A 15,505-nucleotide genomic window follows, 5' to 3' on the forward strand; every position below is an offset into this window, starting at 1 on the left:
TGCACACCTCGAAAAGCTCGTATTTACGAGCTTTTTTTGCGTTTTGAGGGTAAAAATTTCAGGTGTAAAACCGTAGATGCTTTTTCGATAAAAAAGGATCTGAACCATCAACAATTAAACATCGTCAAACAAAACGGCAGACTTTAAGTATATTTTGCTCTAAGCCTGCCGTTTTGTATATAAAAGAACTTTCACAAAGTTTTCAATACAAATTTATTGGATCTGCCGATTTTGTTGGTATCTCTTAAAATAGAGAAACCAATAGGATCGGCTTTTTTGTTTTTTAGAGCGGATACTCAGAATTCCTTAATGTAAACGACATGACTGTTGTTTATCCTAATGGAATAATTGATATTATTCCGTGGGAAAACGGAAATGTGGACAAGAAAAATATTCAAAGATTCTTACCGGCTCTTTTAAAAGACGGCGAGTCTGAAACAATCAGTCTGAAACCCGGAGAAAGTATTGTCGGACATTATTCAGCAAGCAAAAAAACACTTTCTTCTAATTTTGATGACTAAAAAAATATAAGAAAGCATTACCATAGGAGCGGCAATCGGATTTCTGATCATAATTTTTCAGCATGGAAAACTGTGCGTTGAATTCCTATGAAAACAAGATTTTACATATCAGGAGGAAAAAATTGAAAAAAAGAATCATTTCAATTTTCATGTCTGTTATTGTCCTCATCAACATAATTGTTCCGGTCTACGCTTCGGCAGCAGCGAAACTCAGTATATTATAAAAAACTCAGGATATAATTATGAAATTCAGCCCGATCAGGAAGTGAATTTCGGTTTCTGTGTGACAGGAGAAGGTCTTGAAATTCCAAAAGCTTTTGAAATCTGTTCACAAAGAACCGATAAAGCAGAAAATGAATATATTGTTTCGCTGAATGTTACCAACGATTGGGGTAACGGTTTTACCGGCGAAATAAAAATACAAAATCTCTCAGCCGAACCAATCCCCAGACTTTTGGCGTGCCTGATTCTGAGTATATATTTGAAGTTGACGTTCCGTCAGTTGTCGAAAACTTTTCAAATATTAATACCGATACAAATCCTTTCGAGGTATCGGTTAAAATGAAAGCTGCAGGAAATATTCTGTCAAATCTTGATGCATGAGAAAGCCTTTACTCAAAAGCAATGACAAATGATGCAACTTTAGGAATTTGTTCGGAATTTATTTACGATGAGGGTTGCAAAATTGAAGAAGCTGTGATACAATTTAAAATAGATTACGAGAATGCAGTCGAAGCAGATACTAAAAAGGCTGAAGATTCTGAGTTCTATACACTGTTTCCATTGCTTATTTCAGTATTAAAATTAGGCAATCAAGGCATATCTACTGCTTTTTCATGTATATCGGACCTTTTCAGTAACACGGTCAAAACTTGTAATTAATGAAATAAGAAGATTATTGAACTTAGAGGAGGATTTTTTTGATAGATGGCAATAATGAGTTAGAAAATCATATTTACTATGTTTGCTTAATAAATGTTATTTTATTTCTGATTGGCGTATTTGCGGCTTATGGTGTTTATTATGAATATTTGTATGAAGGGATATTCACTAACGGTATATCTGATTTCAAAAGATTGATAATATTTAATTTTATATGCTATCTTTTGATTGTGTATAATGCCGCAGTCATTATAATGGCTATGGGTGAGGGCCTTTTTCTAAGTGCAAGATATAGGAAATTTAATAAGTCAAAAAAATTAGGCTTGAAAATTATTACATCAGCCGTAATAAACCATGATAAAGATTTTTTGTTAAAAAATCGGATACGGATATTAGTTTTTATTTGTTTGCTTATAGGAGTAGGTGCAGGTATAAATAAAATATTTGAGATCAGCAATATGACAGTATTTGAACAGTTGTCTCTGATATCCGAAATAAATGACGATATAGAATATGATGATCCGATAAGTATTGAAACCGACAGCATTGAGTTATACGATAATCGAAATATTTGGGTAGAAAACAGTGATGGTGTTAATGTAAAACGATCACTAAAATCAAGTCAGGTCGAAACGATCAAGGGCGACAACGGATTTCAAAAAGAAATTCCAGATGAACGGCATTTTCGAATCTCATATTATAAAAGATCAGGTTATGTAAAAGAAGTTCTGGATATAACGGATACCTCCGATTACAATTTGTCACTTAGTTCTCCATCATATTCATATTTTATAAAACAAAATATTGAAATAAGATTAAGCGTCAATGAAAACAATACAATACTTGTAGAGCGTTCTGGTATTGCAGTGTATGATGATTTAGATCCGAACAGCGTAGAATTAGCTGAGATGGAAAAGAAAATATATTGGTACATTACCTGTGACGGCGAGTTTTATAAGCGCAGTTTAGCTATTCGGTCAAACTGGACAAATGTTCTAACTTTTGCTCCTGCCGGAGATTACGCTGTCACTCTTGTTTTGGATAATGACGAAGAAATCGAAGATCAAGCCCCTATCAGCAATACCATTTTATATTCTAAGAGGAGTAAGAATAGTAATTCTGAAGAGTATGAGAGTGTACCACTGGAAAAAGAAGATTGATTATTTTAGGGGGAAAAACAATGCCTCAATTCATAAAATCATTCCTATGGCGGTTCATATTAGACATTATCTTATTGGGGACATTTGTTAGGTTTTGTCAAAATATCATTTTGACAATTACGTCAAGATTCATATCTGAGGTGACATAATTATGGCTAACAAGGCATTATTTTGGTATAACTACAAAAGATTTGTTGACGAAGGCACCATTAAGCCACTGTCTCCAAAGACATTTGCATTGTCAGGATTAATAACGGTTTGTGGTCTTGTGCTTAGTCTAACAATTTATTGTTTGGTATTTCCTAACAGTTTTGTTGGAGAGAATACACCTATTAAACTGTTTTTCTGTACATTGTTTTATATGCTTGGTACGCTTGCCATGATCGGCGGAGTGTACTTTGGTATATCGCTTGTTGTTACAAGGTTTATACCAACCAAAAGTAATAGACTTGTACTTAGATGCTTTATGTATGTAATTCAGATCGTGTTGTTTCTTCTTGTTTTTATAGGAGGTTTTGAAAATTATTTTTCGGTTTACGGTATTAGTTCTTATTCGGACGACATTAAAGCAATAAAAAGTGATTATGTAATGATGGTGAACTCTGCAAAGGATATGTTTTCAGATACTGAAACGCTTAAAGATGTACACTTCGATACTATGTCGTACTTATACTTTGAAAACCAAGGAAGAAATGCTGTGTATATTGATGCCGTTGACGATAACGATCGTTATACAAAACTTATGATTTCTCCCGGTGACAAATCAAAGATTGATTTCTCGGCGTTTTATGACGTTACTTATTATCCTAATACGATGACGATAAGTAGTTTAAATATTGTAGGAGAATATGACGCTACAGAAGAAGCCGAAAAAAAAGAGCAAAATGAAATTACGGAGTTATTAAATGAATTGCTTGACATGGATATAGAAATAACTCTTGAAGTAGATGAAAAAGGAACAGTATTTATTAATCGTCCGCATATACCTTATTATGATGATAAAGAAGATATTGGGGTTGTTCCTCTTGATCGTAGCATCAGTCTGTATGTAAAAAGAGATGGGGAATTTTATCAAAATTGGGACTTCTCAAAGAAGGAGTGGATTAATAAACTAACTTTCTTAAAAAGTAATAGAAAGTATGGAAATTATGAAATAATACTTGCTTTCGGATACAATGAAACAACAGGAGAATATACTCCCATTAGTAACACGATTGAATACACGGTTGAATAATAAGGAGGAAAAACAATGACCCAATTCACAAAATCATTTCTATGGAGATTTATACTAGATATAATTCTACTTGGAATTTTCGTAAGACTTTTGCAGAGCGTTATCTTGGCGATTTTGTCAAGAAGTATGGAAACTTATGATGATGTTGATTATGTATATGATAAATACGCATATAACAATATCAAACATATTAATGAGGAGATTTTGTAGGGAAAAATATGAAAGCTATTAAAACAATTTATAATAATTGCGGTTGGTTTTTGTTAGTGCTGATATTCGGAAATATATTATTAAATTTTTTTGCTCCAAACTCATTGATTGGTCAAGAAAATATAAATTTAGTTTGTTTATTTTTGAAAATTAAAGCAATCTCAGCAATTGTACTAGCCTTTTTTATGATCATGTTTATGATAAAATCGGCTGTAACATTCTTTAATGAAAAAGGTTACGGTTTAGGTCATAAAATTGTTGGAGTCGTATTTTCGTGTTTTGTTTCAATATTGTGGATGAATTTTATATCTGTTCAGTCTCAGTATAGTACATACGGCATAAAAAATCTAATTGAAGAAATTTCTGTTGTGCAAAAAATAAGCAACGGAAGTGCTTTTAAGAAAACTATTAATTTAACCAAGCAAGATGATAATATTTCGGTTTATACAAAAAAATCGAAAAAGTCTTCTTATCCATCACGATTTCAAGGTGTTCAGGCTACTCAATTGTATAATTTTTATGGAGTTTATGCGGATTCAGACAAATTAAAAGTATATAATGAAAGCATAAATACTCAACTAAGATTAAGTCTTAGTAAATCAGAGTTTGACTATTATAATGACTTGATAAAATCAGCTAATAACAATGATGAGTTTCAAATTGAGTTTTATACTGATAAAGATGGAAAGAATTTGGGATACATAGAATCAATTCAGTTGGTTGAGAAAAAAAATTCGCCGTCATATTCAGAAAATATATCTGTGAAAGAAAATTCTGATTTATATACTGTTACAAAGAGCGATAATTCAGAATTAGAAAATATATGTTGGCTTATAGTCAAGGACGGTGAAATTCAAAAAATTGTCGATGCAAGTGAAATAAACGAATTCAAATTGCGAAAGGATGTGCCGGAAGGAGTATATACAGTATTATTGTGTACTGATTATGATTCTACCACACATTCATATACACAAGTAAGCAACGCTATTGAAATTATAATTTGATAACAGGAGAAAGACATGACCAAATTTACAAAATCATTTCTATGGAGATTTATATTAGATATAATTCTGCTTGGAATTTTCGTGAGACTTATGCAGAACATTATCTTGGCGATTCTGTCAAGAAGTATGGAAACTTGTTCGACTCCGTTTCTGGTTATTGAAGCGGTTGTCGTATCAGTAATCAGTATGCTATTTATCTGTTTTATTACATATTGGAATATCAGCGTTATTTCAAACAAATGGAGAGCTATGAAGCTTTGAGGGGTTTATAAGTTTCATTGATAAGTGGATAGAGAAAATGACCAGATTGGTGATTGCGTGAAAAATGCAGGATAGTTGTAAATATGTTGAATTATCGATACTACGAAAAAGACCGAGTAAGATGTTCCGGTGGAACATTTTGCTCGGTCCGATTTTTATTTGACTTGAATAGTTATTATGTTGTAATATCAGACCTGAGCCGCATATACTCCGTAGATCTCGGTATAATTAGAGGTAAATATGTGAAGCTGTCCCATATCATAAATGCTTACTCCGTAGTTGCTGAAAGCTTGTGCAATGTCATCGTATGAGTAGAAAGCAACTCCTGACGACACCTCACTTGCACTAATGCAAATATCCCAGCTATATGAGTACTTGTTTTCAAGGACCAGCATAGGAGCACTGTCACCGCTGTATACCATGGCAATTTTATAGTTATCGCTTATATACTTTAACCCGTCAGAAATCGTAAGAGCTGACCAGACAGGTATGACGCTTCCCATTTTATTTTGTAATAGTCACCAATCACATAACACCGTTATGTTTCAATATCATATAATATGCTGAAAATATAGTAAATGTATTGACATATCGAGCGTTATATGCTAAGATAACAGTGTTATGTGAAGTGGAAAGCGGGGTGCAGTAATGGGTGACGAACTTGAAACAAGGGAAAAGCTGTTGGAAAGTGCAATGGCCGAGTTCTCTGAAAATGGTTATATGAAGGCTTCTCTGAGAAAAATATGCGCTGACGCAGGCGTGACGACCGGTGCGCTGTATTTCTTCTTTAAAAATAAAAATGACTTGTTCAAGGCTATTGTCGATGAGCCGCTGAAAGAGCTTTGCAAGCTTCTTACGGAGCATTATATGCAGGATGCTCAGGATATGGATAGCGATGACCCTGCGGTGCTTTCTGCTGAGTATCACATTGACACCCACACCGACCTTGACAAGCTTGTGGAGTATATGTATCTCCACTATGACGTTTTTATGCTGCTGCTCACGGGTGCGCAGGGGTCTGAGTATGAAAATACTGTGGATATGATCGTGGATATGACAGAACAGGGCTTTAGGATATCAGCGGAAAAAGCTGCCGCAAAAATGCCTAACTGCCACGTTGATGAGTATATGCTTCATTGGATAACCCATATAAGTGTTGACGCCTACACTCATTTGCTAACTCACGAGAGAGATGTGGAAAAGGCAAAGCTCCATATGCGCAGAGTAATGGAGTTTCTAATAAAAATATGGTTTACAATGATAGTCGAGGATTAGAAAATTGCCGCCTGCGGGCGGTAACTTTTAGAAACCTACATAACAACGTTATGTGTGAATTTTGTATCTCAAATGTCGATGAAATGTGCAGATATGCACATTTTTATATAAAGTAAAGTTAGCTAAATCTAACTTATAAATGGAGGAAATGATATGTATTTGGAGATCAAAGATGTGAAGAAAAGCTACGGCAGTGACGCCAGCTATATTCAGGTGCTAAAGGGTATCACCACAAGTCTAGAAAAAGGTCAGATGTGCGTTATTCAGGGTACGAGCGGCTCTGGTAAATCCACGCTCCTTAACTGCATAGGCGGTCTTGACACTATGGACAGTGGCTCTGTTAAGGTCGACGGCAAGGAGATTTTCGGTCTTAAACCTGATAAGCTTGCCGACTACAGAAAGGAAAATCTGGGCTTTATCTTTCAGTTTTATAACCTCGTTCCAAATCTGACAGTTGTGGAAAATATTCAGGTTTGTGAATATCTTTCAGATTCGCCACTGGATATGGAAGAACTTCTCACAACGTTGGGACTTTCCGAACACAGAAACAAGTTTCCGTCACAGCTTTCAGGCGGTCAGCAGCAGAGATGTGCTATAGCAAGGGCGCTTATAAAAAATCCAAAGCTGCTTTTGTGCGACGAGCCTACAGGCGCTCTTGACTCCAAAACTTCAAGGGATATTCTTATCCTGCTGGAAAAAATCAATGCAAAATATGGCACAACAATGCTTATCGTTACTCACAACAATGCTATAAAAAATATGGTGCATAAGGTAATAATCGTTAAGGACGGACTTATCAAACAGGATTATCTTAACGAAACACGCATACCTGCCGCAGAGCTGGAGGACTTGTAATGAACAGGGTACTCAGAAAAAGACTCGGACGTGAGCTTAAAACAAATTTCGCACGTTATCTTGCGCTTGTATTGCTTATCGTAATGGGAATGTACATAATAGTTTCCGTGGTTGCAAGTGCAGACACTATCATTGACGGAACTGCCGAACATGGTAAGCAAAACAAGGTCGAAGACGGACAGTTCGGCGTTTTTATCCCTCTTACAGACGAGCAGGAAAAGGAAATAACAGACAAAGGAATTACTCTTGAACAGCATTTCAGCATTGACGTTACCGCGAAGGACGGCTCAAAGCTCCGTGTTTTCCGTAAAAGAAGTGACATTGACCTTATCGAGCTTGACAGCGGAAGACTTGCTGAGAAAAAGGGCGAAGCGGTAGTCGAAAAGCGCTACAGCGAGGAACATTCTCTGTCAGTGGGCGATAAGCTTACAGCAGGCGGAGTTGAATTCGAGATTGTTGGAATAGGAACTACACCTGACTATGACACACCTTTTGAAAATTTCTCTGACACGGCTGTGTCAAGCAAGGGCTTCGGACTTCTTTTCGTAAGCGACGATCAGTATGACTATTTCAAAAATGACAGTGAACAGAAAGCGGAGGACCTTTGCTATGCTTACAGACTTAACGGCAAGGCAACTGATGACGAGCTGAAAGAAATGATCGAGGATTTTGACTTTGATTATAAAAAAGTCACAGACAAGTATTATCTTGAAACTATCAAGGACGTCTTGAAACAGCGTGACGATATTTCAAATGGTATCGATAAGCTCTATGACGGCTCTCAGACCCTTAAAGACGGTGTGAAAGACCTTTCTGAGGGAGCAGACGCTCTCTATGACGCAATGGGCGGACTTTACGAGGGTGCAAAGGCAATCCCAGAGGGTGCGAACGCTATCACGGCAGGAGTTAAGGCCGCATATGACGGCTCAAAAGACCTGTCAGAGGGTGCAAGATCTGCATACAGCGGTGCAGGGAGCCTTGCAAATGGTATTGATAGCTTCAAAAAGCAGGCTGACGAGCTTCTTGACGAGTTGTTCACCATTGATCTTGACAATCTGACAATGTTCGTGAAAAAGGGCGACAACGTTCGTATAGCTGGTGCGGCAGGTGACGTTGTCATGAACAAATATGCAGGACTTGGTGTGGGTGTTATACTTATGGCACTTCTTACTTATGTTATCTCTGTTTTCGTCATTCATCAGATTCAGCGTGAAAGCAGTGTTATAGGTGCGCTTTATGCTCTTGGCGCAAAGAAAAAAGATCTTATCCGACACTACGTAACATTGCCGACTATAGTTGCATTTGTTGGCGGAATAATCGGTGCGGTCATAGGCTTTTCACCTGTGGGGATCGATTATCAGCTTCTCGACAGCTACGCATATTCTTCGCTCCCTGATTTTACCCCTGTTTATCCTTTGTATCTTATCATTTACAGCGTTGTAATGCCTCCTGTTGTTTCGTTTATAGTTAATACCCTTGTGATAAACAAGCGGCTTTCTCAGACGGCTCTTTCACTTATTAGAAACGAGCAGAAAACAGGTCACTACAGCAGAGTGAAGATAAAGAGCAGGAATTTTATCCGCAGATTTCAGATACGCCAAATGCTTCGTGAAATGCGCACAGGCATAACAGTGCTTCTCAGTATGCTGTTTTCACTGTTTATTCTTATGCTTGGCGTTGATTGCTACTACCTTTGTGAGAACGTGAGAAAAGACACTATAAATGACACAAAATACGAGTATATGTACACTCTGAAATATCCAGAGGAAAGCGTTCCGGAGGGTGGTGAGGCTTGCTTTGTAAAAACGCTTTCAAAAGAACAGCTTGGCTATAACCTTGATGTCACCGTTATGGGTATGGACAGCGACAACAAGTATTATGATGTGAAAACACATAAGGGCAAGAGCTTTATAACAGTGAGCCAGTCAGTTGTGGAGCGTTACGGAGTGGCAAAGGGCGATAAGTTTATCCTGACAGACGATGCGACCTCAATGGATTACGCATTCACAGTGGAGGATATCTGCGACGAGCGTGGCGGACTTATGGTGTTCATGGATATTGACAGTATGCGTGAGCTTTTCGGTGAGAGCGACACTTACTACAACTGTTTGCTCTCAGACAAGAAACTTGACATTGACGAGGGCAGACTTTACAGCACAACGACAAAATCGGATATCGAGCGTTCAGCGGCAGTTTTCACGGACCTTATGATGTCAATGATAGTAATGCTTATTGCGGTTGCTGTAATAATTTTCTGCTCTGTGATGTTCCTTATGCTGAATGTTACAATAGAAAGGGCTTCCTTTGGAATATCCCTTGTGAAGGTGTTTGGCTATAAGACCAAGGACGTGAAAAAGCTTTACCTAAACGGAAACGCAATTATCATAACTTTGGGCGCACTTATCGAGATACCGCTTTCAAAGATGTTTATGGACAAGGTTTTCCCAGTGTTCATTCCAAACGTAACAAGCGGAATAAACCTTGCATTCCCATGGTATGCTTACGTTATAATTTTCGCAGGAGTAATGGCAACATACTTTATCATCACCTCAATTCTTGTAAGAAAGCTTGGCAAGATAACCCCTGCCGAGGTGCTTAAAAACAGAGAATGATTTCTTAATATACAAAAAAACGTACAGAGCGTAATGATGTGACCTCCAAATCGTTAGATTTTTGGTCTAACTTCTTAGGGTCGGATCATAAAGCTTTGTACGTTTTTGATTATGCCTAATTTGTATTATTGTCTATTTGGGTTATTATAACTGCGGCAATGGTAAGGACAATATATCCTGCTGTGACCTCAAATGGAAATTTTATTATTGCAGTTTTGGGGATTATAAAAGGCAAGGTAGATATTGCACAGCATGGAGGAAAATAAAGCTTTGCTTTTCGGCAAAGGACGAATATCACAGCCGAGGATAAAACTGCACCAAATGTCAGGGTAAGCCCAAGCTTTTCAGAGATAAAAAATCTTGCCATAACGCCTGCGAACGCAGCCACCGCCATGAGAGCAATTGCTGTGTATTTTCTTTTCATAAGCTTTGAGCCTTTGCCGCTAAGCTCAAAAAATGCAACTATAAGCGGCGGAGCGATAAAGAATATCTCGTGAAAATGCGCAGGCAATATGCAGATAACAAGCGCTGTGATGACTTGTTTTGCTCTTAGTTTGAGAAGCTCTGAGCTTGGTTCGATAGGTCTATATTCATACTTTTCATGCAGACCAAAGTATTCAAGAACTTTTTGAAAAATAAGTATAAATGCTGTCATGACCGCAACGGAAATGACGTAAACAGGGCTTTTTGTACCCATAAGTATCGGAAGTATGCAGGCTGAAATGGCAGGAACAAAGTTCGCTTTTGACAGTGTTATAACGCTCACTGCTACAAGAAGTCCCAAAGCTATACGAAGTATAAGTATCTCAGGGATAAACCGCACTATGCACACGCCTGCGACGGCGACAGAAACTATCGCCGCAAAAAGCCGTGTTCGAGAGGTGTTCCAAGATTGCACAGGCGCAATTAGCGCACCCATTGCCACCGCCGTTATCTCAGGAAAAAATTATCTCCTTTTCCCCGAAGATCTCCGCCGAGCCGACCATTATTGCCACCACAGCAAGGGATATCCCCATAGCTATATTTTGATTTTTATTCATTGCTTCACCTTGATGTTTTTTTTCTTTATTATAACATAAAGGGGAGAGGTTTTCAATCGGCAGTATCAAAAATACTCGTCTGACCGTCATGTGCAGCTACGATATAAATTCATGCCGTTTTTTTGCGAGAGTATACCTTTGCCGTTGTAAAGTGCATAACTTTTTCCTCCATGATTTGTTACTAATATTATAGCACATACGTTCTATAATGTCTAGGCTTGAAAATCGCCGTCAAAGGTGCTATAATGGATAAAAAGCCAAAAGGAGCGTAAAAAATGAGAAATATACCTACAGATATTTACATAGAAAATGAAGCGGTAAAAAATCACGGGGGCGAAATAGCGGAACTTGGCAAAAAAGCCATGATAGTCACAGGCAGACATTCTTCTGCGGTGAATGGTTCTCTTGATGATGTCAGGGCAGTGCTTGAAAGTCAGGGCATTGGATATGTGATATATAATGATATTGAGGAAAACCCGTCTGTGGAAACTGTTTACACAGCGGCAACGGCGGCGGTAAAATACGGCGTGGATATGTTCGTGGCAGTGGGCGGCGGTTCGCCAATGGACGCAAGCAAGGCAATATCAATGCTTGCTAAGAATGGGATAGTTTGCGAAAATGCCGAGTTTTCCGAAAACGAGGGCGTTGTAAAAGCTGAGAAGTGTGAGCTTCCAGACAGCATTGCCAAGGTGGAGGAGCTTTTGTACACTCCTGCGAAACTACCTTTTTACCCTATAGTCTGTGTGCCTACCACCTGCGGAACAGGCTCGGAGGCTACACCTTATTCTATCCTGACTTCCCACATCAAGCATACCAAGAAATCTATTGCCCACAAAATTTTTCCGTCACTTGCATTGGTGGACTACGGCTATCTTAAAACATCATCATATGGCGGTATGAAAAGCACCTGCGTTGACGCACTTGCTCACATGATAGAGTCACGGCTCAACACCAACGCAAATGCGTTCAGCCGTGCATATGCAGAGGAGGGTATGAGGCTTTGGGCAAGCTGTAAGGGCTGTCTTGAAACAGAGGAGAGATTTGCTCAAATGACCGATGATGAGTTCTCAACTTTCATGCAGGCATCAGTGCTTGCAGGCATGGCGATAGCCTACACAGGCACAAGCATACCTCACGGTCTGAGTTATACTTTGACATATGAAAATGGCGTACCCCACGGCAATGCAATAGGCGTTTTTCTGTCAGGCTTTTTGAAAAAATACGGTGACAGCACCGAGGTGGAGTATGTTGTAAAACAGCTTCTTGGCTTTGACGATATCGACGCTTTCAGGGACTATATCAGGACGCTTTTTGGCAAGCTTGATATGTCAGAGGAGCTTTGGAAGAAGGACAGAGACGGAATACTTGCCAACCCTGCCAAGCTTAAAAATTATCCTTTTGAGCTTACGGCAGATATGCTTGACGATTACGTTCGCTATTATAACGCATAAAAAAAGCTGTCAGGGCGGTGGCTCTGACAGCTTCTTTATTACATCTTCGCAAGCCTGTCTATCTCTGCAAGTTCAGCTTCTGTGAAGTCAAGGCGGTCAAGACAGCCTATGTTTTCCGTTATCTGCTCAGGCCGGCTTGCACCGATAAGCACAGTAGTAACAGCCTTGTTGTGAAGCACCCATGAAAGTGCCATTTGCGAAAGGGTCTGTCCCCTCGAAGCGGCGATATCATTAAGCTTGTTGAGTTTTTCTATCATTTTGTCGTTAAGCTCATTGCCTATCCATGTTTCGCCTCTGCCTACCCTTGAATCTGCCGGTATGCCTTTTAGATATTTGCTTGTGAGAAAGCCCTGATACAGTGGCGAGAACACTGCAATGCCAAAGCCCTCAGAAAGTGCAAGGCTGTCAAGTTTATCGTCCTCTATCCAGCGGTTGAGTATGGAATATGAGGGCTGATTGATAATAAAAGGAGTTCTTAGCTCTCGGAAAATTTTCAGCATTTCTGCTGTGTCGGCTCTGTTGTAATTTGATATGCCAACATAAAGCGTCTTGCCCTGTCTTACTGCATTGTCAAGTGCAAGGGCAGTCTCTTCAAGAGGCGTTTCGGGATCTCTTACATGGTGATAGAAAATGTCAACATATTCAAGTCCCATTCTTTTGAGAGATTGGTCAAGGCTTGCCGTGAGATATTTTCTCGAGCCGTTTCTGTCACCGTATGGACCTGCCCACATTTCATAGCCTGCCTTGGTGGAAATACACATCTCGTCACGGAACTCTCTCATGCCACGATCGAGTATCCTGCCGAAGTTTTCCTCTGCCGAGCCGTTGTAGGGATTGCCATAGTTGTTTGCAAGATCAAAATGTGTGATACCGCTGTTGAATGCAGTGTGTACCATTCTTTCCATGTTCTCAAAATTGTTTTTTAAACTGAAATTCTGCCAGAATCCCAGCGATACAGCTGATAGTTTAAGCCCGCTTTTTCCACAGCGGTTGTATATCATTTTGTCATATCTTTTATCGTCAGGTATAAACATTTCAAAAAACCTCCTATATAATCGTGTTAGTGCATAAATTATCCCACTTACTTTTATGATTATAGCATATTGTATTATCTATGTCAATGTGCTATAATTGAATAAGTTATATGATAAAAAATATGTGTGTAATGCACAATAAATGGAAAGATAATAATATGAGAAATGATATGAACAGAAGAATTATCGCTGCTGTATGTGCAGTAGTCATGACGGGAGCAATGCTCACAAGCTGTGCTAAAGAAACAGGGGAAAGCTCAAAAGCAGAGAGTAGTTCTGCCGAATCTCAGGCTGTGACAACAACGGCTGAGCCTGTTGTAACTCTTCCTGCCACCACAAAGCAGGTCATAAATCCTGAGCCTGCTACTTATGAAAGCCTGAGTGCTGACAAGGCTGAAAAAGAAAGTTTTAAGAAAAAGATACGATCAGAAAGTAAGATACCTGTTATAAGCGTCACAACTGCCCCTGACGATATGATAGCTTCAAGGGAGAAGTATACTTCCTGCGTGGTGGACGTTTTCAATTGTGATGAAAAATTGAAGATAAACGAAGCCTCAGCAGGCATAAAGGTAAGAGGAAATTCAAGCGCATATTACGGTGATGTTAGTCAGATCCTTGCAAACAAAGTGCCTTATAGGATAAAATTTGATAAAAAAACAAATATGCTTGGGCTTAATAACGGCGCAGAGTGCAAAAGCTGGGTGCTGTTGAAATCAGATTGGGATCTAATAAGAAACGATATCGCATTCCGTTTTGGCAGAACTATCATGGGTGACAGCAATTTCTGCTCAGACGGTCAGCTTGTTCACCTCTATGTGAACGAGGAGTTTCAAGGTGTTTATGAGCTTTGCGAACAGTGTCAGATAAATCCAAACAGAGTGGATATCTCCGAGCCTGCGGAGGGCTGCACCGACACTGATATAGGCTATTATCTTGAGCTTGACAACTATGCAACAAGCGATGAGGATAACCATTATATAAGCATGGACTATGAAAATGCCACTGTCACCGACATAAACGGCGAAACAAGGCAGTTCGTTCCTGCGGAATATTCTATCAAGAATGACCTCTATTCGCAAAATCAGATAGACTTTATTGACAAGTATCTCAACAATCTGTTCAAGATAGTTTATGAAGCCTGCGAGAACGGCAAATATTATAAATTTGATGAAAATTATGACCTTGTTGACTCTGATGTTACCACCGCTGAGGAAGCCGTTTCTAATGTTATGGATATAGACTCAGTGAGAGATATGTATATTCTTTATGAGATCGTACATGACTATGACTGTGGTGAGGGAAGCTTCTATATGTGCGTCGATCTTTCAAAGGACAGTAAATGTCCTAAGCTGAAATTTACCTCACCTTGGGATTTTAACTGGGCATATAATGACAGCACTGAGAAATATTATGCTGGTGCTTTCACAGACAAGAATTTTGTGGCTAAAAAAGGCGACCGTTCAAACCCATGGTTTATCGTTCTTTGCAAGCAGGATTGGTTTATGGCTACTGCCAAGGAAAAGTGGACGGAGATGAGCCAGGAAAAGCTTTTACAGGGCTGTATAAAAACAGAACGTGAATATCTCAAAGAGTATGACGCCGACCTTAGAAAAGGCGAAGAGTGGGGTCCTGACTCTGCGGAGGATCTTTTCAATTGGATCGAAAACCGCATTTATTGGCTCAATAGTCAGTGGAAAATAAAGTCTGACGTTAGTAACAGTGCTTCTTAAATGATAAATTTTATTCAATTAAGGCAATACCGCGCAAAGATTGTGCGTCAGATGCGTAGTCAGATTTTTTGTCAGATTGCACAAAAATTCCGCAGGCATACTGCCGTATGTCAAGGGATTTTTGTGTGATATGACGGAAAATCTGCAAGCAGATGGCGTGCAAAGCCGTCAGGCGGGCTTTGTGCGGTGTTGCCTTAATAAATCAGGCTTGAAAAATGCTGTAAAATCGGTATAAT

At 38.9% G+C, this 15,505-nt stretch carries 12 protein-coding genes; 9 read left to right on the plus strand and 3 right to left on the minus strand.

Translation table 11 applies throughout. The features are described 5' to 3' along the window. Positions 1 to 377 precede the first annotated feature (377 nt). The 4 genes from RBI_RS04265 to RBI_RS04290 all read left to right on the plus strand — a co-directional run bounded on the left by RBI_RS04265 (position 378) and on the right by RBI_RS04290 (position 5,011). Complete coding sequence (locus RBI_RS04265) at positions 378 to 521, plus strand: hypothetical protein (RefSeq protein WP_158455089.1); 144 nt, start codon at positions 378 to 380, stop codon at positions 519 to 521. Positions 522 to 1,441: 920 nt separating this feature from the next. Next, positions 1,442 to 2,563, plus strand: a complete 1,122-nt coding sequence (locus RBI_RS04275; protein WP_038671285.1) for a hypothetical protein — start codon at positions 1,442 to 1,444, stop codon at positions 2,561 to 2,563. A gap of 151 nt (positions 2,564 to 2,714) precedes the next feature. Then, positions 2,715 to 3,797, plus strand: coding sequence for a hypothetical protein (locus tag RBI_RS04280; protein ID WP_038671286.1), 1,083 nt, complete (start codon positions 2,715 to 2,717; stop codon positions 3,795 to 3,797). Between the two features lie 218 nt (positions 3,798 to 4,015). Continuing rightward, complete coding sequence (locus tag RBI_RS04290; protein WP_038671290.1) at positions 4,016 to 5,011, plus strand: hypothetical protein; 996 nt, start codon at positions 4,016 to 4,018, stop codon at positions 5,009 to 5,011. A 449-nt stretch (positions 5,012 to 5,460) separates the two neighbouring features. Here the strand turns inward: RBI_RS04290 and RBI_RS04300 are convergent, their stop codons facing one another. Next, on the minus strand, positions 5,461 to 5,775 hold the full coding sequence (locus RBI_RS04300) for a hypothetical protein (protein WP_038671294.1): 315 nt from the start codon (positions 5,773 to 5,775) through the stop codon (positions 5,461 to 5,463). A gap of 145 nt (positions 5,776 to 5,920) precedes the next feature. On the opposite strand from RBI_RS04300, the gene RBI_RS04305 reads away from it, so the two are divergent. The 3 genes from RBI_RS04305 (at position 5,921) to RBI_RS04315 (ending at position 10,014) form a co-directional block, all read left to right on the plus strand. Beyond that, positions 5,921 to 6,547: a TetR/AcrR family transcriptional regulator gene (locus RBI_RS04305; RefSeq protein WP_038671296.1), complete on the plus strand. Its 627-nt coding sequence runs from the start codon at positions 5,921 to 5,923 to the stop codon at positions 6,545 to 6,547. Positions 6,548 to 6,700: 153 nt separating this feature from the next. Then, entirely contained in the window at positions 6,701 to 7,402 is a 702-nt protein-coding gene (locus RBI_RS04310) for an ABC transporter ATP-binding protein (protein WP_038671298.1), read from the plus strand. Next, positions 7,402 to 10,014, plus strand: a complete 2,613-nt coding sequence (locus RBI_RS04315; protein WP_038671300.1) for an ABC transporter permease — start codon at positions 7,402 to 7,404, stop codon at positions 10,012 to 10,014. The genes RBI_RS04310 and RBI_RS04315 overlap by 1 nt, the downstream gene beginning before the upstream one ends. Before the next feature lie 115 nt (positions 10,015 to 10,129). On the opposite strand, the gene RBI_RS04320 is transcribed toward RBI_RS04315, so the two are convergent. Beyond that, the gene (locus tag RBI_RS04320) at positions 10,130 to 10,933 is read right to left on the minus strand and encodes a hypothetical protein (RefSeq protein WP_038671302.1); all 804 of its coding nucleotides are present in this window, start codon (positions 10,931 to 10,933) and stop codon (positions 10,130 to 10,132) included. A gap of 396 nt (positions 10,934 to 11,329) precedes the next feature. On the opposite strand from RBI_RS04320, the gene RBI_RS04325 reads away from it, so the two are divergent. After that, entirely contained in the window at positions 11,330 to 12,505 is a 1,176-nt protein-coding gene (locus tag RBI_RS04325) for an iron-containing alcohol dehydrogenase family protein (protein ID WP_038671304.1), read from the plus strand. Between the two features lie 38 nt (positions 12,506 to 12,543). On the opposite strand, the gene RBI_RS04330 is transcribed toward RBI_RS04325, so the two are convergent. Then, positions 12,544 to 13,539 carry an aldo/keto reductase gene (locus RBI_RS04330; protein ID WP_038671306.1) on the minus strand — a complete coding sequence of 332 codons (996 nt, stop codon included), beginning with the start codon at positions 13,537 to 13,539 and terminating at the stop codon, positions 12,544 to 12,546. Between the two features lie 170 nt (positions 13,540 to 13,709). On the opposite strand from RBI_RS04330, the gene RBI_RS04335 reads away from it, so the two are divergent. Further along, positions 13,710 to 15,269, plus strand: a complete 1,560-nt coding sequence (locus RBI_RS04335; RefSeq protein ID WP_207640609.1) for a CotH kinase family protein — start codon at positions 13,710 to 13,712, stop codon at positions 15,267 to 15,269. Positions 15,270 to 15,505: the final 236 nt, after the last annotated feature.

This window comes from Ruminococcus bicirculans (ex Wegman et al. 2014) (assembly GCF_000723465.1).
Lineage (GTDB): Bacteria > Bacillota > Clostridia > Oscillospirales > Ruminococcaceae > Hominimerdicola > Hominimerdicola aceti.

What these genes read in the sequence shown, in the direction of transcription:
- RBI_RS04290 (WP_038671290.1), top strand. Translation starts at nt 4,016, where the DNA reads ATGAAAGCTATTAAAACAATTTATAATAATTGCGGTTGGTTTTTGTTA.
- RBI_RS04310 (WP_038671298.1), top strand. Translation starts at nt 6,701, where the DNA reads ATGTATTTGGAGATCAAAGATGTGAAGAAAAGCTACGGCAGTGACGCC.
- RBI_RS04305 (WP_038671296.1), top strand. Translation starts at nt 5,921, where the DNA reads ATGGGTGACGAACTTGAAACAAGGGAAAAGCTGTTGGAAAGTGCAATG.
- RBI_RS04300 (WP_038671294.1), bottom strand. Translation starts at nt 5,775, where the DNA reads ATGGGAAGCGTCATACCTGTCTGGTCAGCTCTTACGATTTCTGACGGG.
- RBI_RS04320 (WP_038671302.1), bottom strand. Translation starts at nt 10,933, where the DNA reads ATGGGTGCGCTAATTGCGCCTGTGCAATCTTGGAACACCTCTCGAACA.
- RBI_RS04280 (WP_038671286.1), top strand. Translation starts at nt 2,715, where the DNA reads ATGGCTAACAAGGCATTATTTTGGTATAACTACAAAAGATTTGTTGAC.
- RBI_RS04330 (WP_038671306.1), bottom strand. Translation starts at nt 13,539, where the DNA reads ATGTTTATACCTGACGATAAAAGATATGACAAAATGATATACAACCGC.
- RBI_RS04325 (WP_038671304.1), top strand. Translation starts at nt 11,330, where the DNA reads ATGAGAAATATACCTACAGATATTTACATAGAAAATGAAGCGGTAAAA.
- RBI_RS04315 (WP_038671300.1), top strand. Translation starts at nt 7,402, where the DNA reads ATGAACAGGGTACTCAGAAAAAGACTCGGACGTGAGCTTAAAACAAAT.
- RBI_RS04335 (WP_207640609.1), top strand. Translation starts at nt 13,710, where the DNA reads ATGAACAGAAGAATTATCGCTGCTGTATGTGCAGTAGTCATGACGGGA.